Source organism: Micromonospora sp. NBC_00858 (assembly GCF_045207365.1).
GTDB lineage: Bacteria > Actinomycetota > Actinomycetes > Mycobacteriales > Micromonosporaceae > Micromonospora.
The window spans coordinates 7,659,352-7,681,912 of record NZ_CP108828.1 but is presented as its reverse complement, the minus strand read 5'-3'; the positions used below and the strand labels follow the sequence as shown (position 1 = coordinate 7,681,912).

Below are 22,561 nucleotides of genomic sequence, written 5' to 3'. Positions count from 1 at the left end.
AACAAGTGCAAGATCGCGGGGCGGAGAGGTGCACGCGGGGCGCGGGGCTACCGCTCAGTAGGTTGCCGGCGTAGCGTCGCAAACGTGGAACCGGACGTGTTGGGGCCGCCGTACGAGCGGCAGACGATCGACCTGGGTACCGACGACGAGGGACCGGTCGTCGCGACCCTGGTCCGGCGGCGGGCCGAGCGCCCCACCGGGCGGGCCGTGCTCTACGTGCACGGCTTCGTCGACTACTTCTTCCAGACCCACCTGGCCGACTTCTTCGCCGAGCGGGGCTGGGACTTCTACGCCCTGGACCTGCGCAAGTACGGTCGCAGCCTGCTCCCGCACCAGACCCCGAACTTCTGCCAGGACATCAGCGACTACTTCCCCGAGCTGGACGCCGCCGCCGAGATCATCCGCAAGGACGACGGGCACGACACCCTGCTGGCGATGGGCCACTCCACCGGCGGCCTGATCATCTCGCTCTGGGCGGACGCCCGCCGCGACGCCGGCACCGTCGACGGCCTGGTGCTCAACAGCCCCTTCTTCGACCTGAACGCCCCCTGGGCGGTGCGCCGACCCCTCGCGGCCGCCGCCTCCCGGCTGGGCCGCAGGGCGCCGCACCGCATCCTGCCGCTCGGGCTGGGCAAGGTGTACGGCGAGAGTCTCCACGCCGACCACCGCGGCGAGTGGACCTATGACCTGGCGTGGAAGCCGCTGGGCGGGTTCCCGGTCCGGGCCGGCTGGCTGAACGCGATCCGCACCGGCCAACGCCGACTGCGCGCCGGGCTGGACATCCAGGTGCCGGTGCTGATGGCCTGCTCGACCCGCTCGTTCCGGGGCACCAAATGGCACGACAACGCGACCCTGGCCGACGCCGTGCTGGATGTCGAGCACATGGTCCGGTACGCGCCCCGCCTCGGCCGCCACGTCACCCTGGCCCGCTTCGACGGCGGGCTGCACGACCTCACGCTCTCCGGCCCCGCCGTACGCCGAAAGGTCTTCGACGAGGTCGGCCGGTGGGCCGAGGCGTTCCTTGCCGCAGGCCCCACCGCCCCTGCAGGCCCGGCTGACACCGTCTTGACCGACGATGCTTCGCCCGGCGCCGCCCCAACGGACACCGCCTCGCCCGACACCACGTCGACCGGGGACGGAGCCTTGCTGCCGGAAACTCGGCGTCCGGCGTCCGATCCGGCAGGTGCGGCGACGGCCGTCGGCTGACCCAGCCGGGCAACGGCTCGCTGGCGGCGGCCTCATCCGCCGGCGAGTCGGCGCGGGTCGCGCCTCAGGCGTCGCCCGGCGTGGGCGGGAGGACGGTCCGGATCCGGTCGAAGGTCGCCACCGGGTGACCACCGACGCCGGGCAGCACCAGGCCCAGGCAGTACAGCGACACCTCCCCGGTGGCGTCGGCCTGCACGACGAAGACCGGCGCCCCGACGTACCCCGGTGGAAGCTCCGTGGTGATGCGCACGGTGTCGCCGTCGCGGACCACCCGCTCGATCGCCACCTCCAGGGGCCGCGACCCGTCCTCGCGTACCCCGTGGGCCAGCACGAAGGCGGAGCTCGCGTCGGCGCCGAGGCGGGCGACCACCTCGGGCCCGGCGGCGATCCCGGCGGGCACCGGTTGGACCCGCCACGACCAGCCACCGTCGCCGGCGTACCGGTGCAACCCGCCGGTCGGCAGCACCGCGACGCCGTCGCTCGGGAAGCGTGCCCAACCGGGCCTGATCTCGCCCTCCACGACGGCGGCCGGGGCGACCCCGGCCGGCTCGGTCACGCTCGGCCGCAGACCCAACTCCCCACCCGGGGTACCGACGAGGTCGGCGGCCGTCAGCAGCGACTCCCCCACCGGGTCGTCGGTGCCCTGGAAAAAGAACGCGGTGCCGAAGCGATGATCGGTGTCGTCCGACGACCGGTACGGCAGGATGGCGCGGCCGACGATCTGGCACAGCTCGTAGGCGACGTCGTTCTCGGCCTCGGAGTCCAGCAGCACCAGCCGAGGGTACGGTCCAGCGGCTGGTCGGTCCGTGGGAACCCGGATGCCGGCCACCCGTCCTCCGTGAGACCCTGCTCGGCAACGTGGACGCGGGCACCCTTTTCCCCGCCGGCCGGCGGGGCGGCGGTACCCTCTTGGCGCGACATCCACGCCACGCGCCCGTAGCTCAGCGGATAGAGCAGGGGACTTCTAATCCCAAGGCCGCAGGTTCGAATCCTGCCGGGCGCACCAGCATCACCCCCAGGTCAGCGGCTTTCCGCTCCCGGTCGAAGCGATCACTACGGCCGCCGAAGTCCGTATTGAGTTGGTCAACCTTCCGTAGTCCCTCGGCGGTGTCGTTCACGAAACGACGGCTGGTTGTTGGCCGGCCGGCGGTTACCAGGCGGCGGGTGCGGCACGAAGGTCTTGCTCGACGCGCGCTCGTAGCGCCGTCGGGTCGACGCTGAGGTCACGCAGAATAGCGCTGCCGTCGCCGGCATCGTCCTCGATCAGCGCAAGCAAGAGGTGACTGGTACCCGTGTCGGGGTGCCGGTAGGCAAGCGAGATCTCCATGGCTCGTGCCATCGCGGTGACGACGTCGGTGCCCGTGAACGGGTCGCCTGGGCGCTGACTGCTCAGTTGCTTGGTGAGCACCTCGGCCGGCGGCTCCTCGGGCCCGCCGCGCCGTGCGGCCAGCAGGCGCAGGCGGTCGGCATCGACACCGTGGATGCGCAGGACGGCCGAACCTCGGTTGCGGCTGGAGTGATGGGCGGGCACCCGGACTCGGGCCGCTTCGAGCGAGGCGTCATGTGTGAGCACCGCGAGCAGGATGTGCAGTGGGCCGATCACGTCATGGTCGAGCCGGATTGCCTGGCGTTTCGCCTCGAACTCGACTCCGACCAGGATCGGGCCGAGGCGGCTGAGTCGAGATGCGCGCGCGAAGAACCGTCCCGCGAGTCGGTCGAGCAGCGACCCAGAGCCTGGCCAGAGCGCCAACCTTTCGTCGTCGAGGTCCGGATAGGGCTCGTCGGTCCTGCACATCGTCGGCTCGGCGCCCAACCGGTCAATGGCCGACAGCCGCGCGTACTCAGAGGGGAATACATAGTGGGTCCCGTCGCAGCCGCGCAGCTGCAGCATGCCGAGCACGAGATGAGACAGGTTGGCGAACGGTACACGGTTGTCGCGCGCGGCATGCAGCGCGCCGGCCAGGGCCGTACGAACGCCATTCGTCCACGATGGGCGAGGGCGCGTGTCCTGCACGTCAGGCTTTCTGCGCCGCCTGTCCGGCCGGCGGTTGATTCTCCACTCGACCTCGCGCAGAATCGCTTGCACCTCCTGGTCGAACTCGCTGACCGACTCGGACAACAGTTCGCTGACTGTTCGCCCGGCTGGGATCCGGCGCGGATCAGCAACCATCCGCATGAGGTTCGCACCGTTTGAGCCCGCAAGCAGCCACGGCGGGACCGACTTGGCGTAAAGCGCCACCCGGCACAACAGGTCGAGGGTGCCGACGCTGCTCGCTCCGCGCCGCACCGCCGCTGAATACGCCTGCAGCAACACCCTCATCGGCATCGCGCCGAGCGCGATGAACGGTCGCTGCGCCTCGTGCGGCGGCATTGGCCCTCCACGTCCGGGACGGAATGGCGCCTCGATGACTGACTGGCGCAATGGTGCCTCTGCAACGGGATGTAGAAGGCGGGCTCAGGCCGTAGAAGAGAACGCCTGCGATCGAGGCTTCCATGATCGTGAACCGTAGGCGTCGACTGTCGGTGGGGCTACAGCCATTCGTACAGCCAAGACCACCCCCTCACGCCGGCGATGCCCGACGACAACAGACGTCCTGACCACGGCTGCAACAGCCTGGACAGCAATCCGCAACCCTTCTCTGATCCCAAGGCCGCAGGTTCGAATCCTGCCGGGCGCACATTCCTTACCCCACGTCAGTGGCCGCTGCGTCCCGGTCCGGTCGATCAACCACGGCCCCCGTACAGTCATTCGTACCGACAAGTCAGCCGAAGAGGTGCCTCACGGCCTCGTCCACGGCGGCCCGCTCGATCTCCGGCAGGACATGGGCGTAGGTGTTCATGGTCAGCCCGATCTGGCTGTGCCAAGCACCTTCATCACCGTTTGCGGCGAGGCCCCCCGAGACGAGCAGAAACGTGGCGCAGGCATGGCGCAGGTCGTGCAGGCGCAGCCAGTCGAGGTCGGCCGCAGCCGGATCTTGTGCCAGGTCCGCTCGATGTGTCCGAGCTACAACCGGTCGGCGATGCGGCGCCTCAGTGGGTCCACCGCGTCGATTGCCTGCTCAACAGCCTCAGCCGGCCCTCGATCTGATCTCATGATCTCCTCCAGTGCCGACTCGGCGGCTGCCACGTCCTTACCGAAGGCCGAGTCGGCCAGAGCCCTGGCCGTGGCGTAGAGCAGCGCATGCACGTCGACCACGGTGGTCTGTCGGTCGAATAGCCGGTCGAACGCATCGAGGAGCGCCTCAAGGAGAGGCAGTTCATCTGCCGAGGTCATGCTTCATGATCCTATCGATCCATGGCCCACAGGCAGGAGTCTGAGGCGTGCCATTGGGCCAGGACAGCAGGGCCGGCCGAGGCCACGAGAGACCGCCGGGACCAGGCCGCCAACCCAGTAGACGGCCGGAGATCGACAATTCCCCAAGCTGACAGTCGGTGCGACCTCTAGACCGTCGCCAGCTACGGGAGTTGGTCCTCGTCACCGAGGTTCAGCATGAACGGCGATCCGGGATGATCCGGCTGCCAGCCACGGTCAAGAGCTTGCCGTATGGCGCTGGCGACCGCGGAAGGCAGCACCGGCGAGGCTGGAGCATTCATCCAGTTGTCAGGATGAGGGGACGCCAGCCGGACGATGAGGGTGGCGCAGCCAGGTGGGTCCGCCCGCTCAACAGCAAAGCTCAGCGGCGACCAGGTCAAGCCCTGGCTGTACGTCGGCTTCCGGCGGACGAACCAGCGGTAGCCGATCCCGTCTACAACGATCGGCCTACTGCCCCGCTTCTTGAGCGCCGCCGCCACGAGTTCGTCGGCCTGGCGCTGATGGCGGGCCACGATGGTGCACCCCGCCGGCAGGGTGAGCCCGGGAAATCGAGAACGCGGTGCGTGGTGGCGACCATGTCCGTGTCGAGTTCCTCGTAACGCACGACGTGCGGTTCGATCCCCCACGAGGCGAACCACGACTCCCAGGCCGCGTTGTGCTCTTTGATCGTTTCGATGAGGTGCGTGATGCCGTCCGCGTCGAAGCGGGGTGCCTGCCCGTTGCCGGCGTCGCCGCCGATTTCTCCGTTGCCGCCGATGAACCACGTGGCCGTCTGCTCGGCGCGCAGCCAGGACACCGCTTGCGCCAGTACGTCATCCCGTCGCACGAAGACGAAGCGGGTACGGCCGAATGCCTTGTTCAGCAGGGCGATGTCGTTGCCGGCAAGATCCGGGTAGACCCGCGCGAGCTTGTCGACCACCTCGTCCAACGTGCCCCACATGAGCTTCGCGCCGAACACGCCGTTGTCTGCCCGGCCGGAGGCCAGCGCAGTCCGCACGTAGTCCGCGTAGTTGAGCCCACCCTCGGCGGTGCGGCGGATCTGCCAGCGGTCGACCCACAGTGGTTCATCAGGTGAGCGGAAGTACGCCTGCGGATGACCGGCGACAGCCGTGGACTCCAACAACCCGAGCAGTTCTGAGCAGTTCTGAACTGTTCTGAACTGCCCGTTGCGCGGGTGCCGCAGATAAGATACAAGTCGACACGATCGGAGAGATCCCGCATGCCGCACATAGTCGCAACCAATGCCCGGCGAAGTCGTGGGGTGCCCGGCTTGATGTGGTTGGTGTAGACGTGCCCGTGCTGGTGGTAGCAGGTGGGCATGACCGTTCAGATAGTCATCGAGGTTCCTACGCCTTGTTGATCGTCCGAAGTGGAGAAGGCTCACCACCGAGACTGTCTACGCAATCACCGATCTGCGCGTGCACCCACCACTGGCACTAATCGGCATCACCTGACGATTTTGCCGGGCTTGGACTCAGCGGGGAACGTTCGACTGAACCAGGAGCACAGCTATCCGTTGGGGCTAGTGGGCACGCAACTGATCGGATTGGTGAAGCGATGGCCGCACCGGTGTCAGCATCGAAGGCAGCATTCGTGCAGGCTGGGTCAGCCTGGAGAGCTTCAGTGACCGGCCGCCGATGCCGATGCCCCTGCTTCACCGAATGCGTGACCACAATGGGGGAGGCAAGTTGGCTGCAAGTTTATGTGCGGCGGAAGGATCACTGAGAATCGCCAGGCGGTGGGACGTGCAGGTACTTGTTCAAACCGCCCGTCTTTGCGACTTGGCAGCCGTCAACGACCTGCACAAGCGCTGCTCGCGAGAAGCCCGGCGAGCCCGTTATCACGGCCCGCGCGATGGCCTCCGACCCGCCGAATGGAGGAGGCTGACCGATCCGGAACGAGGTTCGACCGTGTTGCTCAGGGCGAACAATGATCGTGGGCGTGTCATAGGCTTCGCCAGTCTGATGCATCTGCCGGATTCCGAGGCCGAGATAGCACTACTAATTGAAGACCGTTGGCAGAACCTCGGTATCGGAACGGCGGTAGTCAACCACCTCGCCTCCATCGCAAGCTCTCTGAGTATTCAGGCTCTGGCAGCCTGGATCGAACCGGGCAACGCACGGGCTCTGCGCATCATGCATGGGTTAGGCGCCAAGGTCGACCTCACCGATGGCGTTGCTGAGGCGCGAATCCTGTTGCGAAGCCGCGTAGATTCGTCTGTGTGACCTGGGCAGGGCCCCGGCATAGTCGTCAGGTGAGTGCGGAGTAGTGCCAGTGGGCGGGTGCACGCGCAGGCCGGTTATCGCGCTTTGCCGGGCCCTGTAATCGCAACCGAGGTACGCCCGCAACTGAAACGCCGCACGGGCTGACCAGTTCGACGATGGTCCGATCCCCAGCCGGGCAATAGGTTTGTGCCCCTCCAGGGAGGGTGAGCCGGTGAAGAAGCAACGGCGCGTTTCGCTCGCACCGCCTGCCAGTGGCATTCGTCCACGCAGGAAGGTGCTGCTAATGGGGCTGATCATCCTGCTGGCGGGCCTGGGTCTGGCCGGCGGTGCCCTGGCCTACCGCTGGCACGTGTCCTCGGAGGCGGATCGGTTGCGGTCTGACGGCGTACCGGTGACCGCGTATGTCTCCGACCGGGCCGGGGGTGGCGGTCGGGGCAGCGGTATCGACCGGATCGAGGTCTCCTACCTGTACGAGTCGAGGCAGTACAGCACCTGGATCCCCTGCGCCGGTGTAACCGGCTGCCACAAGACTCCCGGACCGAGGATGGCCGTCTGGGTCGACCCGACCGACCCGGAGAAGTTCGTTGCGGAGAACGGGCACACTTCCGGCTCGCTGTCGTTCCTGATGTCGTGGACCACGATTCCGGGTGGACTGTTCTTCGCCGCGATCGGAACCGTCCTACTCGTGTTGGTCGTCCGGTTCAAGGACGACAAGTGGAAATAGCGACGGCCCCGGCCCGAGCTGGGCTCAGCTCGGCCAGCCGATCTCGTCGAGGAAATCCCCCACGGCGACCACGACTCGGCTGAGCACCGCGATCGACTCCGTCAGCGGACCCGGTACGTACATCCCGTGGTCCGCTCCGGGCACCTCCAGCACATGGGGTGACAGCCGGCGGGCGGCGTCACCGTTCCACAGCTTGTCGGCCGTGCCACCGACAAGGAGGAAGGGTGCGGTCGCGCGGGCTAACCCGTCAACCACCCACGGCAGGGTGAGCACCGGCGTGAGCCACACCGCGGGGAGGGATCGCTCGGCGGCGACCGCCGCCGCGTTGGTGCCGAGCGACTTGGCGATCAGCAGTGGGCCACCGCCGACAGTGTCGATCAGCGGGGCGATTTCACCGCGTACCCAGCCTTCGATCTCCGGCTCGTCCGGCCTCGGCGGCTGCTGGGACCATTCGTGCCGGTGCACCGTCGCGCCGCGCGACTCGGCGACATCCCCCGCGTACATCAGCAGGGGCGCACCTGATCCGAACGTACGGCCGGGAATCACGACTGCGTCAGCCACGCGGCCGACACTACCCAGACCCCGCCGATGGGCTGCGGCTTTTTCAGGCTGAGGTTGCGGCCACGCAGAACTCGTTGCCCTCCGGGTCGGCCATCACCACGTGGTGCTCGTCGACTTCCTCCAGGACTCTCCCACCTGCCTTCACCAGGCGCTGCGACTCTGCCCTGATCCGTGCCCACTGCTCGTCGGGGTTGCCGTGGCCCGGCACCCGGATGTCGATGTGCAGCCGGTTCTTCGCCGTCTTGGGTTCGGGGACGTTGAGGATGGAGAGGCGGGGGCCGACGCCATCGGGATCGCACAGCCATGCAGCGTGCTCCGGGAGATCGTCCTCCGGTAGGTCGAACTGCGCGAGCCACTCCTCCCGCGTGGCGAAGGGAGCGGGCGGCGGCTCGTCGACATAGCCCAGGGCCGTCTTCCAGAACGCCGCGAGCACCTGGGCGTCCGTGGAGTCAAGCGTCAGGTCAATGCTGGCTGCCATGCCGGGACCGTAGCCCGCACCTCTGACTTTCACCCAAGGCGCGCCTCGCCGGAATGGCGTCGGCGCTGAGGATCTCGACGCCTGCCTCCTGCACGTAGATCTCACGCCGGTCGACCGCCTGCCCGCGCTTGTCGAGGACGTAGCCGGTCAGCCAGATCCAACCGTGGTAGGTCGGACCCAGGTTCACCGCGGAGATGCGGAGCCGGAGGGCACGGTCGCCGGCGAACTGGACGCTGGCGGCGGCACCGATGAGTACGACGTCGCCCGTGGCAGGAACGCTCACGACGGCCAGTGGCCCCGGCTGATCGGAAGGCGGTGCCGGGTACGGCAGGGCAGCTCCGAGCCGCACCGGCAGACCCGCCGCCAACACGTCCAACTCCACACGGGTCGGTGCCGCCGAGTGAGCGTCAGCGCAGTGGCAAACATGTAGTCGTCGTAGGTGACGCGACGCACCGAGCCTCCCGCCCGCCGGTTCCGATACACACCGACCGTAGTCCAACTCGTACAGGACGTCCAGGACGTACCCGACGATCAGCCCGTTCAAGTCGTCCATATCGTTTGACTCATGATCGACTCGATGTCGCCGACGCCGCTGTACGTACAGCTCGCGGATCTCCTGGGGAAGCGCATCGAGGTTGGCAAGCTCAAGCCACGCCAGCCACTGCCGAGCGAAACCCAGCTACGGCAGGAATACGGCGTCAGCCGCGGGACCGTCCGGGCGGCAGTGGCGCTGTTGCGCGAACGCGGTCTGGTCGTGACGCTCCCGCAGCGCGGCACCTATGTCGTGGAGAGGCCGACAAGCTGACATTGCGGTGTCAGGCCCTTCCACCGGTGCCATATGCTGCGCGCGTCGGCACGGGGCCACGGGGAGAAACACTTGCGACGCCACACCAGGGCAGCGGTCACGGCTGCGCTCATCACGATGACGCTGGCGGGCTGCGGCACGCCGGCCGGCACGGACGGTGACCTGTCCGACGACTGGAAGCCGATGGCCCAGGCGCAGCAGTTCAGCCCGAAGGCCGGCGAGTGCCACGTGATCCCCGAACCGACCGCGTACCTCGCCAGCTACGCGCCGGTGGACTGCGCGAAGACCCACCTGGTGGAGACGTTCCACGTCGGCACCTTCACCGGCGCCCTGGCGGCGCGGACCGCCCCGCCCAAGGTGGAGTCGGCGGCCATGCGCGCCGTCTTCACCGACTGTGACACCCGGGCCAAGGAGTTCGTCGGTGGCGACTGGCGCACGGCCCGACTGTCGGTGCAGGTCGCGCCCACCTCACCGGCCGGTTGGACGGGCGGCAGCCGCTGGTACCGGTGCGACATCTTCGAGCTGGACGAGGTGGACGGCGCCAACGGCGACGGCGAACGGGCGATCCACCGGGCTGGCACGCTGCGCAACGTGGTGGGTAGCCGCTCGCCGCTGACGTACGGCTGCATGAACGAGGATGAGTGGGGTCGACTTCGCCCGGCGGGCTGCACCACCGCGCACCAGTACGAGTTCGTCGGCATCTGGACCGCCCCGGACCGCTCCTACGAGGACGCCGGCCGGGACGAGGACTCGGTGCACTCGGCCTGCCGCACCGCGGTTGCCCGCTACGCCAAGGTGCCCGTCGATGCCAAGCTGCGCTATCGCACCGGCACCTCGTACCGCTTCCCCTCGCCTGAGCTGTGGGCGCGCGGTGACCGGGGGGTGCGCTGCTACTTCTGGTCCGGTGGTCCCAAGCTCACCCGGTCCATCGCCGGCGGCGGCCCGGCGGTGTTGCCGGTCAACTGAGCCGGGTTCGTCAGCTCTTGAGCGCCTGGGCGGATTTCCAGGCCACGGCACGGTTGATCCGGTCCGGGTAGCGCTCGATGATCGCCGCGTACAGTTCCTCGGCACTTCCCGTACGCTGCGCGGCGGCCTCGACCTCCTCCAGGTAGCGGCGGGTCTCCTCGACGGTGGTCAGATCGTCGTCCGCGCCGTCACGTTTGTGCCCGGCGATCACCACGCACGGCCGCAACGAGTTGACCATCTTGAGGGCCGCGTACCAGCTCTGAATGCCGTCGTTGCCCGCCTCGGCGAGGTACAGGTGGACGTCGTTGTAGACCACGTCGCCTGCGACGACGAGACCGAGCGACGGTACGTGCAGCACGGTCGTCCTGTCGGTGTCGGTGTGGCCCGCCTCGACGGCGACCAACTGCTCGCCCTCAAGATCGATCGTGTTATCGGCCAACGGCTCCGCCATCGGTGGATGCTCGGCGAGCTGGTCGGGGAAACCCTTGCGCCAGACACCGTCGAGCCACTGCTCCCCGAGCTGAACGCGCATCTTCTCGACCACGCCGCGAGGTGCCACCATCCGCGCCTGAGGAAAGCGCTCCAGCACGGCTGCCGCGCCGAAGAAGTGGTCGCCGTGGCCGTGCGTGATGTAGATCGTCGTGAGGTTCCTGCCGTTCGCCCCGACCCAGTCGGCCAGGGCCCGGCCCTCGTCGACGGTCAGTAACGCGTCGACCAGGACGGCGTCGTGATCGCCGTAGATCAGCGTCGAGCTGGTGGGCGACCACAGCTCGCGGCTCTCGCCCGGCGGCAGGTTCGTCGACACGACCGGCTTGGCCGGGGCGACATAGGTTGACCAGGTCAACCGTCCCATGGTTGCTCCTCACCGCCCGGCGCGCTCCCCGACACCCAGTGCAGCAGACCACCACGGCGCTCTGGGCGGGATCGCGGAAAGAGCGAACCGGGGGTGGCTCAGCGGCGCCCCAGCAGCTCGGCCAGCGCGACGTCGCCCTGCCCGAGCTGCGACCCACCGGTCGGTGCCACGACCAGGAAGCGCAGGCAGCCGTCGAGTTCCACGTACCGATCGGGTCCGCCGGTGCCGTCGAGCGGGCGCAGCACGGCGAAGCGGGACGCCGGGGTGGCGCACTCGGTCGCCGGCCGAGCGGCGGCCAGTTTGCCGAGTACGGCGGCCTGCCGGTCGGGCGGCAGCGGCCCGCCGTACGCGAAGTCACCGGCCGGTTTGCCGCCGCCCTGCTGCGACGCGGGCACCTGGTAGACGCAGAAGCGCAGCGGCTCCGCGTCCGGGACCGCCGGTGCGGGCGGCCGGGGCCGTCCGATCGTCGTCTCCACCCACACCATGTCCGCCCACCGCTGCTCGCAGCCGGCGGCCTCCGCCGCCGCGGATTCGACCTCCCCGACGGTACGGGTGTCCACCGTGGTCAGTCGCAGCGCGTCCAGGGCCGCCAGTACCTCGGGACGAGGCTTGCGGCATTCGTTCACCGGCAGGTACGGCCGCAGCCAGCGGCCCCGCTCGTCCAGTAGTGCCAACCAAGGCGGGATGACCATGTCGAGGGTGCAGGCGATCTCCCCGTCCGCCTGCTGGTCGGGGAGACGCAGGGCGGCGATCAGCGGACCGATCTCCTCGGCCCGCCGTTCGGTGGCCACCTGCTCCCGACCGCCGCCGGGGCGTGGCCGGACCTCTCGGCCGCACAGCACGGCGGTGACCGGGGTGAACGCCGGGTCGATCCGCCCGATCGCCGGGTCGTCGCCGCCCGGCGCCGGCAGCTCACCGGACTGCGGGGCCGCCTCGGCGCACGAGGTCCACTTCTCGACGATCCGGGCCGGGCCGGGATCCTCCACCACCCCCGGCCCGGCGCTCCGGCCCGCACAGCCGACCAGCGCCACGGCGAGCAGCGCCACCGCCAGTACCGTCCCGCCCGATCGCACCCGGCTCACCACCTTTCCACCAGGCAATGGGACGGGCGGTCACCGCCCCCGGTTCCCTCAGGTGCCGACGTAGGCCGCGAGGTGCTCGCCGGTGAGGGTGGAGCGGGCGGCGACGAGGTCGGCGGGTGTGCCCTCGAAGACGACCCGGCCGCCGTCGTGTCCAGCGCCGGGGCCAAGGTCGATGATCCAGTCGGCGTGCGCCATGACCGCCTGGTGGTGCTCGACGACGATGACCGACTTGCCGGAGTCGACGAGCCGGTCGAGCAGGCCGAGCAACTGCTCGACGTCGGCGAGGTGGAGACCGGTGGTCGGCTCGTCGAGGATGTAGACGCCGCCCTTCTCGGCCATCCGAGTGGCCAGCTTGAGCCGCTGCCGCTCGCCGCCGGACAGCGTGGTGAGCGGCTGGCCGAGGCTGAGGTAGCCGAGCCCGACGTCGGCGAGCCGGTCGAGGATGGCGTGCGCGGCCGGCGTGTGCGCGTCGCCGGAGCCGAAGAACTTCTCGGCCTCGGTCACCGACATCGCCAGCACCTCGCTGATGTCACGGCCGCCGAGGTGGTACTCCAGCACCGATGCCTGGAACCGCTTTCCCTCGCACTCCTCGCAGAGGGTGGCGACGCCGGCCATGATCCCCAGATCGGTGTAGATGACGCCGGCACCGTTGCAGGCGGGGCAGGCCCCCTCGGAGTTGGCGCTGAACAGCGCGGGCTTCACACCGTTGGCCTTCGCGAACGCCTTGCGGATCGGGTCCAACAGCCCGGTGTACGTCGCCGGGTTGCTGCGCCGCGAGCCCTTGATCGCCGCCTGGTCGACCGACACCACCCCGTCCCGGCCCGACACCGAGCCGTGGATCAGCGAACTCTTGCCCGAGCCCGCCACCCCGGTGAGGACGACCAGGACGCCGAGCGGGATGTCGACGTTGACGTCCTGCAGGTTGTGGGTGCTGGCGCCGCGTACCTCCAGTGCCCCCGACGGCGTCCGCACCGACGACTTCAGGGAGGCGCGGTCGTCCAGGTGCTGCCCGGTGCGGGTGCCACTGGTCCGCAGCCCCTCGACGGTGCCCTCGAACACCACCTCACCGCCCTCGGTGCCGGCGCCCGGGCCGAGGTCGACGACGTGGTCGGCGATCGCGATCGCCTCCGGCTTGTGCTCCACGACCAGCACCGTGTTGCCCTTGTCCCGCAGCCGCAGCAGCAGGTCGTTCATCCGCTGGATGTCGTGCGGGTGCAGCCCGATCGTCGGCTCGTCGAACACGTAGGTGACGTCGGTGAGCGACGACCCGAGGTGGCGGATCATCTTGGTCCGCTGGGCCTCGCCGCCCGACAGGGTCCCGGACGACCGGTCGAGGCTGAGATAGCCCAGCCCGATCTCCACGAACGAGTCGAGCGTGTGTTGCAGCTTCGCCAGCAGGGGCGCGACGGATGGCTTGTCCAGACCGCGTACCCACTTGGCGAGGTCGCTGATCTGCATGGCGCACGCGTCGGCGATGTTGACCCCGTCGATCTTCGACGACCGAGCCGCCTCGCTGAGCCGGCTGCCGCCGCACTCGGGGCAGGAGGTGAACGTCACCGCCCGCTCCACGAAGGCGCGGATGTGCGGCTGCAGCGTGTCGACGTCCTTGGACAGGAACGACTTCTGGATCTTCGGGATCAGACCCTCGTAGGTGAGGTTCACGCCCTCGACCTTCACCTTGGTCGGCTCCCGGTACAGGAAGTCGTGCATCTCCTTCTTGGTGAACGTGCGGATCGGCTTGTTCGGGTCGAGGAGTCCCGACTCGGCGTAGGTCCGCACCGTCCAGAAGCTGTCCGACTTCCAGCCCGGGATGGTGAACGCGCCCTCGGCGATCGACTTGGAGTCGTCGTAGAGCTGGGTGAGGTCGATGTCGGAGACGTTGCCCCGGCCCTCGCAGCGCGGACACATACCGCCGGTGATGCTGAATTCGCGACGTTCCTTGACGGTCTTTCCGGCGCGCTCCAGGGTGACCGCACCCGCCCCGCTGATCGAGGCGACGTTGAAGGAGAAGGCCTGGGGCGAGCCGACGTGCGGCTGCCCGAGCCGGCTGAAGAGGATGCGCAGCATCGCGTTGGCGTCGGTGGCGGTGCCGACCGTGGACCGGGCGTCGCCACCCATCCGCTGCTGGTCGACGATGATCGCGGTCGTCAGCCCGTCGAGCACGTCGACCTCGGGCCGCGCCAGCGTCGGCATGAAGCCCTGCACGAAGGCGCTGTACGTCTCGTTGATCATCCGCTGTGACTCCGCGGCGATCGTGCCGAACACCAGCGAGCTCTTGCCGGAGCCGGAGACGCCGGTGAACACCGTCAACCGGCGCTTCGGGAGCTCGACGCTGACGTCCTTGAGGTTGTTCACGCGGGCGCCCTGCACGCGGATCAGATCGTGGCGGTCGGCAGCGTGCAGCTCAGGCGACTGCGTGGCCTTCCCCGTGGCCTTGCTCATCGTGTCTCCATCTGTTGGGCGGGACCGCCGTCACGGTCTCCGTCGGCGTCCGCTGGCTCAGCCGGCAGGGGCGTCGGACCGACCGGTCACCCACTCCTGCCGGGCGGTCGGTCTAGCGCAGTTCCTGGATGCGGACCATGTTGCCCGCGGGGTCGCGGAAGGCGCAGTCGCGGACGCCGTACGGCTGCTCGGTCGGCTCCTGGACGACCTCGGCGTCGCTGGCCTCCAGCTTGGCGAAGGTGGCGTCGAGGTCGGCGGTGGCCAGGTTGACGCCGAAGTAGCTGCCCTTGGCCATCAGCTCAAGGATGGTGCGCCGCTCGTCGTCAGTGATGCCGGGGCTGGCGGTCGGCGGGTGCAGGACGATGGACGTGTCGGGCTGGTCGGCGGGGCCGACGGTGATCCAGCGCATCCCCTCGTATCCGACGTCGTTCCGAACCTCGAAGCCGAGGGTGTCGCGGTAGAAGGCCAGCGAGGCGTCCGGGTCGGTGTGCGGGAGGAAGCTCGAGTGAATGGTGATCTGCATGACGGTCACGCTAGGCGCGGCCCGGGAGCCGGCGCTTCTCGATTCCTGACCGGTCTGGTCACCTGTTTCGCCACGCAGGACGGCATCCCCGCCGTCGCGGCCGCCGCCTCGCGCCGGTAGGTGCTGGGCGGCACACCGACCAACTCGGTGAAGCGGGTGCTGAAGGTGCCCAGTGACGAGCAGCCGACCGCGAAACAGACTTCGGTGACGCTGAGGTCGCCACGGCGCAACATTGCCATCGCACGCTCGATACGCCGCGTCATGAGATAGCTGTACGGCGACTCGCCGTAGGCGAGCCGGAACTCGCGGCTGAGGTGCCCGGCGGACATGTGCGCGCCGCGGGCGAGCGCCTCGACGTCCAGCGGCTGTGCGTACTCCCGGTCGATCCGGTCGCGGACACGGCGCAGCCGCGCCAGGTCGCTCAGGCGCTGCGCCGCGTCGGGTTTGCTGGTCACCTGCGAAATCGTGCCACAAAGCAGGGGCCAACGGTCGAGCGTGACGCGTCCGGTCGACCAGGATCGGCTTCGCTCGGCTGACCGGCTGCGCGACCCCGCCGAGCGGGAGGACACTGCCGGCCGGGGCCGGCGCGACCGCCGGCATGATGACCGGATGGCACATCTGGGACTGGTCGCGCTGCTGGTACGGGAGTACGACGAGGCGATCGACTTCTACGTCGGCGGCCTCGGCTTCGAGTTGGTGGAGGACACCGCCCGCCCGGACGGCTCCCGCTGGGTGGTGGTCCGCCCGCCGGGCGCCCGGGAGGCGGCGCTGCTGCTGGCCCGGCCGAGCAGTGCGGAGCAGCAGGCCCGGATCGGCGACCAGACCGGCGGCCGCGTCGGCCTGTTCCTGTACACCGAGGACTTCGCCCGGGACCATGCCCGGATGGTCGCGGCCGGGGTGCGGTTCCTGGAGGAGCCGCGGCACGAGGCGTACGGCTCGGTCGCGGTCTTCGCCGACCTGTACGGCAACCGGTGGGACCTGCTCCAGCCTCGCAGCACAGGGTGACGCGTCGGCGACACTCCGCGCATGGGGGGTGATCGACTGTCACCGGTCATGTTATTCTCCGATGTCGATCTCTGCCGCGCGGACCCGGACCGGGTCGTTGTCGGAAGGACACCTCCCGATGCCGGCCGTTGCCACTCCGACCGCGCCGCCGCCCGCGCTGGACAATCCGGCCGGCGGCGCGTTCGGCCTCATCTTCACCACGTTGCCGGCGCTGCTGCGGCTGACCTGCGGGCTGGTCGGCGCGGTGGTGGCGCTGTCGGTGCGTACCCCGCCGGTCGAGCCGGCCCTGCTGCTGCCCGGCGTGGCCGCACTGACCGGCTGGTCCGTCTGGTACGCCGCCCGCGCCCTGCGCCACGGGATCACCCCGGCCCTGGTCGCCGGTGACGTCGCGGTCACCGCGGTGGCCTGCCTGCTCATCCCCCGCCTGGTGGCGCCCGGGGTGCTGCCCGGCGAGGGCAGCTGGATCGCGGTGCTGGCCAGCACCACAGTGATCAACACGCAGGCCACCGCCCCGGCACGCTGGTCCATCCCGGCCGGGCTGCTGGTCACCGCCGCGTACGCGGCGGGGGCGCAGGGGGCCGGCAATCCCACCGAGGCCCGGGCGCACGCGGCCACCCTGCTGGTGCAGACCGCCTGCACGGCGATGATGACGGCCGTGATGCGCCGCCGGATCGGGCGGGCGGACCAGGCGTTCGCCGAGCACCAGCGGCTGACCCGGGACGCGTTGGTCGCCCGGGCCGCCCGGGAGGCCGAACGCCGGCAGAACCGCGACCTGCACGACACGGTGCTCGGCACGCTGACCATGGTGGGGCTCGGCGCGGTGCCCGGGCGGTCGGCCGTGTTCAGCGAACGGTGTGCCGCTGACCTGCGTGCCCTCGTCGCGCTGACCGACGGCGGCCCGGTGCCGGGCGACGGTCCGGTGCCGCTGGACGGGCGGCTGCGGACGGTGCCCGACCGGCTGCCGGAGCTGCGGGTGAGCCTGGAGCTGGCGTCGTGCGCGGTGCCCGCCAGCGTGGCCGACGCGATCACCGACAGCGCCTACGCCGCGCTGTCCAACGTGGTCCGGCACGCGCCGGGCGCACGGGCCACGCTGCGGTTGACCCGAGACGCGGTCGCCGTCGTGGTCGAGGTGGCCGACGACGGCCCCGGCTTCGACCCGGCCAGCGTCCCACCGCACCGGTACGGGCTGCGCGAGTCGGTCCGTGGCCGGATGGCGGCGATCGGTGGGCGGGCCGAGGTGCGCTCGGCGCCCGGCGCGGGCACCGTGATCCGGCTGGAGTGGCCCGGTGTCGGCTGATCTCGGTGCCCCGGCGGAGCGCCCTGGAGCACCGGAGGCAACCCTCCGCGCCCCGGGGCCGGCGCTCCAGCCCGGCCTGACCAGCGTTCCGGGGCCCAGAAACCCGGCGCCGACGATGGTGCTCGCCGCGCCGGCGGCGGTGGCACACGCCTCCGACCGGGGTGCCCGGATCGCCGCCGTCGCCATCGCGCTGGCCTGGCACGCCGCCATCGGGCTGCCGGCGGTGCTGGGCGCCCGCACGGAGTTCGCCGCGCCGGCGGTGCTGCTCGGCGGCTGGGCGCTGGTCGCCGTGGCCGGCGCGGTGGCCGGGGTACGGCTGCTGCGCGGCGCGCAGCTGCCGCCATGGCCACTCGCCGCGCTGCTGGTCGCCGTCGACGCGGCGGTCTTCGCCGCGGCCGGCGAACGGCAGCTGTTCACCGCCGGCAACTGGGTGTGGAGCACGCTCGGCTGGTTCTTCCTGCTGGCGATGTGGGGCCGGCGGGTCACCGGGCTGCTCGCGCTGCTCGCCACGCACGCGTTGATCGCGTTGGCCGCCGTGCTCTGGCACGGCCCTGACACGGCCGACCTGGCCCGCTACGTGATGTACGTCTACGGCACCTTCTCGCTGCCGGTGGCGGTGTTCATGGGCAGCGCGGCGATCGTCGGCCTGGCCCGGGACCGGGCAGCCACCGCAGCCGCCGGTCACGCGATGGCTGCGGAGCGGGACGCCGCCGAGCGGGCCCTTCGGGAACGCCGCGACCGCCTCGCCCTGGTCGGCGCGGCGGCCGGGCGGGTGCTCGGGGACCTGGCCGCCGGGCAGGCCGATCCGGACGACCCGGAGGTGCAGCGCCGCTGCATGCTGGCCGCGGCCCGGCTGCGCCGCCTCATCGCCGAATCCGACGACGTGCCCGATCCGCTGCTGCACGAGCTGCGGGCCGCCGCCGACCTGGCCGAACGTAACGGACTGCCGATCGATCTGGTCACCATCGGCAGTCCGCCGGCGCTGCCGGTGGAGATCCGCCGCCGGCTGGCCGACCCGCTCACCGGCGTCCTCGCCGACGCGCGGGGCTGGGCCCGACTGACCGTGGTTTCCGGTCCTGACGAGGTGGTGATCAGCCTGGTCACGCCGGACCGGGAGGGGCCTGCGGCGGCCGGCCCGCCGCTCGGGGAGCACGACGACGGGCCGGTACAGCACCTCTACGAGCGGGACGGGGATATCAGATGGGCGCAGACCCGGTGGCGGAAGTGACCGGCGACCGGCCGGTCGGGGTGGCGATCGTCGACGACCACCCGGTGGTGGTCGACGGGGTGCGCGCCTGGCTCGCCACCGAGCCGAGGCTGACCGTGCTGGCCACCGGCGACGACCCGGACGAGGTGCTGCGGGCGGCGCCGGACGCCGACGTGGTCCTGCTCGACCTCCGCCTGCACGGTCGGATGGTGCTGGACAAGCTGGCCGAGCTGAGCGCCACCGGGCGGCGGGTGGTGGTCTACTCGGAGCACACCGACCCGGAGACGATGCTCGCCGCGTTGGACGCCGGAGCGGTGGCGTTCCTGGCCAAGCACGAGGGCCGGGAGCACTGTGTGGCGACCGTGCTGGCCGCGGCGAGCGACCGCGCGTACGTGCCGCCGGCGCTGGCTGGCGCGATGGTCGGCGACCCGCGACCGGACCGGCCGATGCTGTCCGACAAGGAGCGCGAAGCGCTGCTGCTCTGGTTCCAGTCGATGTCCAAGGCGTCGGTGGCTCGCCGGATGCGGATCAGCGAGCACACGGTCAAGCAGTATGTCGACCGTGCGCGGATCAAGTACACCCGGGCGGGGCGGCCGGCCGCCACAAAGGCGGCGCTGCTCGCCCGGGCGATCGAGGACGGCCTAGTCCGCCCGGAGGAGATCGGCATCTACCGGTCACAGGCGACGCACGACCGGCCGACCCCCTAACGGGCGTCATGACAGCGGCTCGCTGATCCACCAGGCTTCACACCACAGCCAGCTGACCGGGAGGTCGTGACGATGCACGCCGACGCGTCCCCGTTCTTCATCGGCCCCCACCGGTTCGATGCGCCGGACGACGATGTCAGGCCGACCCTCGATCGCCGCTACGACCTGCGCCCGGTGCCCGGCGAGCGGGTGCTCGGCCGGTACCGGCTGCTGGTCGCGGGTTACCTGCTCGGGCCGACGGAGTCGCAGCGTGGCTGGCGGCTGCCCGGGCTGGTGTCGGTGACCGTCACCGACCAGCGGATGTGCTGGGTGAGCAGCGGCTCGCAGTTTTCCCTGGTCGCCGACGACACGTCCGGCCTTCGGCCGGCGGGTCGGCTGACCGGCCTGATGAGCGGTCAGATCCGCTGGCAGTGGCCGTCCCGGTTGGAGCTGCCCCCGGCCGACCCGGACGGCGTGGCGCAGCTGCTGATCGTCTGCGACGCACTGCGCACCATTCAGCAGCCGGCGCTGGCCCTCGGCGGGTCGACCGTAGAGGTCATCGCGCTGGCCCGGCAGGTCCGTCGGGCGGTGGCCACGTTCCGGCTCATCCACCCGCAACTGGTCGACCTCTCCGCGCAGGAGCGGGACGTGCTGCTGCTGCGGGCCGGTTCCGGGTGGCTCGCCGGAAACACCCGGGTCACCCTGCCGGGCTCGCTGCCAGTGGAGTTCCGGTCCCGGGACGACTACTACCGTTCGGTGCCGGAGCCGACCTCGTGGAGCGGGCTCGCAGGCGGCGCAGCATCCGGGCGTCGGTGAAGCCGACCGTCCGCGCGGCAGCCTCCACCGTCGCGCCGTGCCCGATCAGGTGCTCGGCGCGTTCCACCCGTAGCAACTGCTGGTAGCCGAGCGGGGTGAGCCCGGTGGTCGCGCGGAACAGCCGGGTCAGCGTCCGTTCCGCCACTCCGCCGGCAGCGGCCAGGTCGGCGAGCGGCAGCGGCTCGGCGTACCGGCCGTCGATCAGGTCCTGCACCCGGTGCACCGCGTCGGACAGGTGCGAGCGATGCCGCATCATCGCGCTGGCCTGCGGCTCGTGCCCGTTGCGCCGGGCGTAGACGACCAGCGTGCGGGCGATCCGGGCGGCGGTCGCCGGGCCGTGCCGGGTGGCCACCAGATGCAGCGCCACGTCGATGCCGCTGGCGATGCCGGCCGAGGTGACCACCCGGTCGTCGACCACGTACAGCACGTCGCGGGCCACCCGGGCCGCCGGGTACCGGCGGGCCAGGTCGTCCTGCACCTCGTGGTGGGTGGTGCAGCGCCGGCCGTCGAGCAACCCGGCCCGACCGAGGGCGTACGCACCGGCGCAGACGCTGGCCACCGTGCCTCCGGCCGCGTGGTGCTCGGCGAGCCGCCGCAGGTCGGTCGCCGACACCGGTCCCTGCGGGCCGTGCGCCGACGGTCGCCAACCGGGTACCAGCACCAGGTCGTCCGGGGTCAGCTCGGGCCATCGGGTCTCGGCGACCAGGGGTACGCCCTGCACGCTGGGCACCTGCTCCCGCTCGGCGACGTAGTGCAGTCGGTAGTCGTACCCGAGGTCGGCGGCGCTGGAGAAGACCTGGGCCGGCCCGGCGAGGTCCAGCAGGTGCAGCTGCGGGACCAGCAGGAAGACGACCCGGGTCACCTGGTCAGCCCCGTACGCCGGTCAGGGTCGCACCCGTCAACTCGTCCACCGTGCGGATGGTCGCGAAGCGGCCGGCCAGCGCGTACTCGGTGCGGGTGACCATCTCGTCGGCCGAGAGCGTGCGCGGGTCGGCGAGGATCTCCTCGACGGTGGCGGTCTCCGGCAGGTCCCGGTGCGGGGTGGGGAAGGTCAGCGTGGCGTCGGTGACGAACGTCATCCGGTAGCCGAGGTCCGCGCCGACCCGGGTGGTGGTCTCGACGCACTGCTCGGTCCGGATGCCGCAGACGGTGAGGTCGTGGATGCCGGCCAGGGTGAGCAGTTGCTGGAGGTTGGTGGTGCTGAACGCGTTGTGCGCGGTCTTGACCAGCGTCGGTTCACCCTCGGCCGGGACCAGACCGTCGATCAGCCGCACGTGCCCGAGGGCCGGGTCGAACACCCCGCCCGTGCCGGGCTCGGAGTGCAGGACCCAGACCACCAGGTCGCCGCGCTGGCGGGCGGCGGCGACCAGCCGGTCGACCTGCCGGACCAGGTCGGGGTTGGAGCCGTACGCCCAGATCGGGCGCTGGCGGAAGGACTCCTGGACGTCGACAACGACGAGTGCTGCTCTGCTCATGTCTCTGATCCTGGCCGGATGGCGGCCGCGATGGCAGACACCATCATGCCCGGTTGCGGAACGATCCGGTCACCCCCGCCAGGTCACACGCTGGGGGCGCGGTGCTCACCAGCGGCGTCCAGGGCGGCGGCCTCCTCCAGTGTCGGTGCGCTGCCGCCCAGGTGCGCCGGCTGCCACCAGGTGTCGTCCGGGCCGGCCGGCGAGTCCGGGTACTCCCGCTGCGCCCGGTCGACGAGCGCGCTGAGCCTGGTGGTCAACTCTGCGGACAGCACGTTCACGTCCGGAAAGTCCGCCGGGTCGATCGGCTCGCCGATCAGGATGGTGATCGGGGTGTGCCGGCGGGTGAGGGTGCGTGGGCGACCCTTCGTCCAGAGCCGCTGGGTGCCCCACACCGCGACCGGCAGCACCGGCACCTTCGCCGAGCGGGCCATCCGGACCGTGCCGCTCTTGAGCTCCTTGACGGTGAACGACCGGCTGATCGTCGCCTCGGGGAAGACGCCCACCACCTCGCCGCGCTTGAGCGCGTCCACGGCCGTGCGGAACGAGGCCGCGCCAGCCTGCCGGTCCACCGGGATGTGCTTCATCCCGCGCATCAACGGACCGCCGATCCGGTGCCCGAAGACCGACTGCTTGGCCATGAACCGGACCAGCCGGTGCGACGCGTGTGCACCCAGGCCGGCGAAGATGAAGTCGAGGTAGCTGACGTGGTTGCTGGCCAGCACTGCCCCGCCGGTGCGGGGTACGTGATGGGCGCCCTCGATCGTGATCTTCAGGTCGAGGACCCGGAACATCGTCTTGGCGGCGGCGATAACGGGCGGGTACACGAGCTCCGGCATTCGCAGAATCTACCCTGCCCGTCTGTGGATCGCCTGGGTGGAGACCGGGCGGCGACGCCGG

Annotated in this window: 24 protein-coding genes, 1 tRNA gene and 1 pseudogene; 11 read left to right on the top strand and 15 right to left on the bottom strand. The window is 70.5% G+C overall.

Annotation, left to right across the window (positions count from 1 at the left end; translation table 11 throughout):
- Positions 1-84: 84 nt before the first annotated feature.
- A pseudogene (locus OG990_RS35790) lies at positions 85-1,071 on the top strand (alpha/beta hydrolase); the annotation flags it as partial.
- A gap of 199 nt (positions 1,072-1,270) precedes the next feature.
- Here OG990_RS35790 and OG990_RS35785 read toward each other — a convergent pair.
- Positions 1,271-1,978, bottom strand: coding sequence for a hypothetical protein (locus OG990_RS35785; protein WP_406078502.1), 708 nt, complete (start codon positions 1,976-1,978; stop codon positions 1,271-1,273).
- 158 nt (positions 1,979-2,136) lie between these two features.
- Between OG990_RS35785 and OG990_RS35780 the strand changes: the two genes are divergently transcribed.
- Positions 2,137-2,212: transfer RNA gene (locus OG990_RS35780), tRNA-Arg, on the top strand.
- Positions 2,213-2,356: 144 nt separating this feature from the next.
- On the opposite strand, the gene OG990_RS35775 is transcribed toward OG990_RS35780, so the two are convergent.
- The 3 genes from OG990_RS35775 to OG990_RS35765 form a co-directional block, all read right to left on the bottom strand.
- Positions 2,357-3,577 carry a Clp protease N-terminal domain-containing protein gene (locus OG990_RS35775; protein ID WP_406078500.1) on the bottom strand — a complete coding sequence of 407 codons (1,221 nt, stop codon included), beginning with the start codon at positions 3,575-3,577 and terminating at the stop codon, positions 2,357-2,359.
- Between the two features lie 633 nt (positions 3,578-4,210).
- A complete protein-coding gene (locus tag OG990_RS35770; RefSeq protein ID WP_386986962.1) occupies positions 4,211-4,480 on the bottom strand; it encodes a hypothetical protein in 270 nt (89 codons plus the stop codon).
- 472 nt (positions 4,481-4,952) lie between these two features.
- Positions 4,953-5,747, bottom strand: coding sequence for a Stf0 family sulfotransferase (locus OG990_RS35765; RefSeq protein ID WP_406078499.1), 795 nt, complete (start codon positions 5,745-5,747; stop codon positions 4,953-4,955).
- A 517-nt stretch (positions 5,748-6,264) separates the two neighbouring features.
- On the opposite strand from OG990_RS35765, the gene OG990_RS35760 reads away from it, so the two are divergent.
- Together OG990_RS35760 and OG990_RS35755 are read left to right on the top strand one after the other, a co-directional pair.
- The gene (locus tag OG990_RS35760; protein ID WP_406078497.1) at positions 6,265-6,744 is read left to right on the top strand and encodes a GNAT family N-acetyltransferase; all 480 of its coding nucleotides are present in this window, start codon (positions 6,265-6,267) and stop codon (positions 6,742-6,744) included.
- Positions 6,745-7,027: 283 nt separating this feature from the next.
- Entirely contained in the window at positions 7,028-7,468 is a 441-nt protein-coding gene (locus OG990_RS35755) for a DUF3592 domain-containing protein (protein ID WP_406078496.1), read from the top strand.
- A 24-nt stretch (positions 7,469-7,492) separates the two neighbouring features.
- Here the strand turns inward: OG990_RS35755 and OG990_RS35750 are convergent, their stop codons facing one another.
- From OG990_RS35750 to OG990_RS35740, 3 genes are read right to left on the bottom strand one after another with little or no spacing between them, the layout of a single operon-like run.
- The gene (locus OG990_RS35750; RefSeq protein ID WP_406078495.1) at positions 7,493-8,029 is read right to left on the bottom strand and encodes an alpha/beta hydrolase; all 537 of its coding nucleotides are present in this window, start codon (positions 8,027-8,029) and stop codon (positions 7,493-7,495) included.
- A 43-nt stretch (positions 8,030-8,072) separates the two neighbouring features.
- Positions 8,073-8,507, bottom strand: coding sequence for a VOC family protein (locus OG990_RS35745; RefSeq protein ID WP_406078494.1), 435 nt, complete (start codon positions 8,505-8,507; stop codon positions 8,073-8,075).
- Positions 8,491-8,790, bottom strand: coding sequence for a hypothetical protein (locus OG990_RS35740; RefSeq protein ID WP_406078493.1), 300 nt, complete (start codon positions 8,788-8,790; stop codon positions 8,491-8,493). Before OG990_RS35740 ends, OG990_RS35745 begins: the two co-directional genes overlap by 17 nt.
- Before the next feature lie 282 nt (positions 8,791-9,072).
- Here OG990_RS35740 and OG990_RS35735 point away from each other — a divergent pair, with 282 nt between their 5' ends.
- Both OG990_RS35735 and OG990_RS35730 read left to right on the top strand, forming a co-directional pair.
- Positions 9,073-9,312 carry a GntR family transcriptional regulator gene (locus OG990_RS35735; RefSeq protein WP_406078492.1) on the top strand — a complete coding sequence of 80 codons (240 nt, stop codon included), beginning with the start codon at positions 9,073-9,075 and terminating at the stop codon, positions 9,310-9,312.
- 117 nt (positions 9,313-9,429) lie between these two features.
- Positions 9,430-10,278, top strand: coding sequence for a septum formation family protein (locus tag OG990_RS35730; RefSeq protein ID WP_406078491.1), 849 nt, complete (start codon positions 9,430-9,432; stop codon positions 10,276-10,278).
- A gap of 10 nt (positions 10,279-10,288) precedes the next feature.
- Here OG990_RS35730 and OG990_RS35725 read toward each other — a convergent pair whose 3' ends face one another.
- The 5 genes from OG990_RS35725 to OG990_RS35705 form a co-directional block, all read right to left on the bottom strand.
- Positions 10,289-11,131, bottom strand: a complete 843-nt coding sequence (locus tag OG990_RS35725) for an MBL fold metallo-hydrolase (RefSeq protein WP_406078489.1) — start codon at positions 11,129-11,131, stop codon at positions 10,289-10,291.
- Between the two features lie 98 nt (positions 11,132-11,229).
- The gene (locus OG990_RS35720) at positions 11,230-12,213 is read right to left on the bottom strand and encodes a hypothetical protein (RefSeq protein ID WP_406078488.1); all 984 of its coding nucleotides are present in this window, start codon (positions 12,211-12,213) and stop codon (positions 11,230-11,232) included.
- A gap of 48 nt (positions 12,214-12,261) precedes the next feature.
- Positions 12,262-14,655, bottom strand: coding sequence for an ATP-binding cassette domain-containing protein (locus OG990_RS35715; RefSeq protein WP_386986985.1), 2,394 nt, complete (start codon positions 14,653-14,655; stop codon positions 12,262-12,264).
- Positions 14,656-14,767: 112 nt separating this feature from the next.
- Positions 14,768-15,178 (bottom strand): VOC family protein, encoded by a 411-nt coding sequence (locus OG990_RS35710; protein ID WP_328419636.1) that lies wholly within the window; start codon positions 15,176-15,178, stop codon positions 14,768-14,770.
- 5 nt (positions 15,179-15,183) lie between these two features.
- A complete protein-coding gene (locus tag OG990_RS35705) occupies positions 15,184-15,633 on the bottom strand; it encodes a helix-turn-helix transcriptional regulator (protein WP_328419637.1) in 450 nt (149 codons plus the stop codon).
- Between the two features lie 154 nt (positions 15,634-15,787).
- On the opposite strand from OG990_RS35705, the gene OG990_RS35700 reads away from it, so the two are divergent.
- The 5 genes from OG990_RS35700 to OG990_RS35680 all read left to right on the top strand — a co-directional run bounded on the left by OG990_RS35700 (position 15,788) and on the right by OG990_RS35680 (position 20,189).
- Positions 15,788-16,183, top strand: coding sequence for a VOC family protein (locus tag OG990_RS35700; protein ID WP_406078487.1), 396 nt, complete (start codon positions 15,788-15,790; stop codon positions 16,181-16,183).
- A 118-nt stretch (positions 16,184-16,301) separates the two neighbouring features.
- On the top strand, positions 16,302-17,480 hold the full coding sequence (locus OG990_RS35695; RefSeq protein ID WP_406078486.1) for a sensor histidine kinase: 1,179 nt from the start codon (positions 16,302-16,304) through the stop codon (positions 17,478-17,480).
- Positions 17,481-17,595: 115 nt separating this feature from the next.
- On the top strand, positions 17,596-18,708 hold the full coding sequence (locus OG990_RS35690) for a hypothetical protein (protein WP_406081981.1): 1,113 nt from the start codon (positions 17,596-17,598) through the stop codon (positions 18,706-18,708).
- Positions 18,681-19,394 (top strand): response regulator transcription factor, encoded by a 714-nt coding sequence (locus OG990_RS35685; RefSeq protein ID WP_355609268.1) that lies wholly within the window; start codon positions 18,681-18,683, stop codon positions 19,392-19,394. Before OG990_RS35690 ends, OG990_RS35685 begins: the two co-directional genes overlap by 28 nt.
- Before the next feature lie 72 nt (positions 19,395-19,466).
- A complete protein-coding gene (locus OG990_RS35680) occupies positions 19,467-20,189 on the top strand; it encodes a hypothetical protein (protein ID WP_406078485.1) in 723 nt (240 codons plus the stop codon).
- Here the strand turns inward: OG990_RS35680 and OG990_RS35675 are convergent.
- The 3 genes from OG990_RS35675 to OG990_RS35665 all read right to left on the bottom strand — a co-directional run bounded on the left by OG990_RS35675 (position 20,071) and on the right by OG990_RS35665 (position 22,500).
- Positions 20,071-21,051, bottom strand: a complete 981-nt coding sequence (locus OG990_RS35675; protein ID WP_355609271.1) for a DJ-1/PfpI family protein — start codon at positions 21,049-21,051, stop codon at positions 20,071-20,073. The genes OG990_RS35680 and OG990_RS35675 overlap by 119 nt on opposite strands.
- 4 nt (positions 21,052-21,055) lie before the next feature.
- A complete protein-coding gene (locus OG990_RS35670; RefSeq protein WP_386987003.1) occupies positions 21,056-21,664 on the bottom strand; it encodes an isochorismatase family protein in 609 nt (202 codons plus the stop codon).
- Positions 21,665-21,747: 83 nt separating this feature from the next.
- Complete coding sequence (locus tag OG990_RS35665; protein ID WP_328419651.1) at positions 21,748-22,500, bottom strand: lysophospholipid acyltransferase family protein; 753 nt, start codon at positions 22,498-22,500, stop codon at positions 21,748-21,750.
- Positions 22,501-22,561 lie beyond the last annotated feature (61 nt).

What these genes read in the sequence shown, in the direction of transcription:
- OG990_RS35775 (WP_406078500.1), bottom strand. Translation starts at nt 3,577, where the DNA reads ATGCCGCCGCACGAGGCGCAGCGACCGTTCATCGCGCTCGGCGCGATG.
- OG990_RS35770 (WP_386986962.1), bottom strand. Translation starts at nt 4,480, where the DNA reads ATGACCTCGGCAGATGAACTGCCTCTCCTTGAGGCGCTCCTCGATGCG.
- OG990_RS35755 (WP_406078496.1), top strand. Translation starts at nt 7,028, where the DNA reads ATGGGGCTGATCATCCTGCTGGCGGGCCTGGGTCTGGCCGGCGGTGCC.
- OG990_RS35745 (WP_406078494.1), bottom strand. Translation starts at nt 8,507, where the DNA reads ATGGCAGCCAGCATTGACCTGACGCTTGACTCCACGGACGCCCAGGTG.
- OG990_RS35735 (WP_406078492.1), top strand. Translation starts at nt 9,073, where the DNA reads ATGATCGACTCGATGTCGCCGACGCCGCTGTACGTACAGCTCGCGGAT.
- OG990_RS35730 (WP_406078491.1), top strand. Translation starts at nt 9,430, where the DNA reads ATGACGCTGGCGGGCTGCGGCACGCCGGCCGGCACGGACGGTGACCTG.
- OG990_RS35725 (WP_406078489.1), bottom strand. Translation starts at nt 11,131, where the DNA reads ATGGGACGGTTGACCTGGTCAACCTATGTCGCCCCGGCCAAGCCGGTC.
- OG990_RS35715 (WP_386986985.1), bottom strand. Translation starts at nt 14,655, where the DNA reads ATGAGCAAGGCCACGGGGAAGGCCACGCAGTCGCCTGAGCTGCACGCT.
- OG990_RS35710 (WP_328419636.1), bottom strand. Translation starts at nt 15,178, where the DNA reads ATGCAGATCACCATTCACTCGAGCTTCCTCCCGCACACCGACCCGGAC.
- OG990_RS35700 (WP_406078487.1), top strand. Translation starts at nt 15,788, where the DNA reads ATGGCACATCTGGGACTGGTCGCGCTGCTGGTACGGGAGTACGACGAG.
- OG990_RS35695 (WP_406078486.1), top strand. Translation starts at nt 16,302, where the DNA reads ATGCCGGCCGTTGCCACTCCGACCGCGCCGCCGCCCGCGCTGGACAAT.
- OG990_RS35690 (WP_406081981.1), top strand. Translation starts at nt 17,596, where the DNA reads ATGGTGCTCGCCGCGCCGGCGGCGGTGGCACACGCCTCCGACCGGGGT.
- OG990_RS35685 (WP_355609268.1), top strand. Translation starts at nt 18,681, where the DNA reads ATGGGCGCAGACCCGGTGGCGGAAGTGACCGGCGACCGGCCGGTCGGG.
- OG990_RS35680 (WP_406078485.1), top strand. Translation starts at nt 19,467, where the DNA reads ATGCACGCCGACGCGTCCCCGTTCTTCATCGGCCCCCACCGGTTCGAT.
- OG990_RS35670 (WP_386987003.1), bottom strand. Translation starts at nt 21,664, where the DNA reads ATGAGCAGAGCAGCACTCGTCGTTGTCGACGTCCAGGAGTCCTTCCGC.
- OG990_RS35665 (WP_328419651.1), bottom strand. Translation starts at nt 22,500, where the DNA reads ATGCCGGAGCTCGTGTACCCGCCCGTTATCGCCGCCGCCAAGACGATG.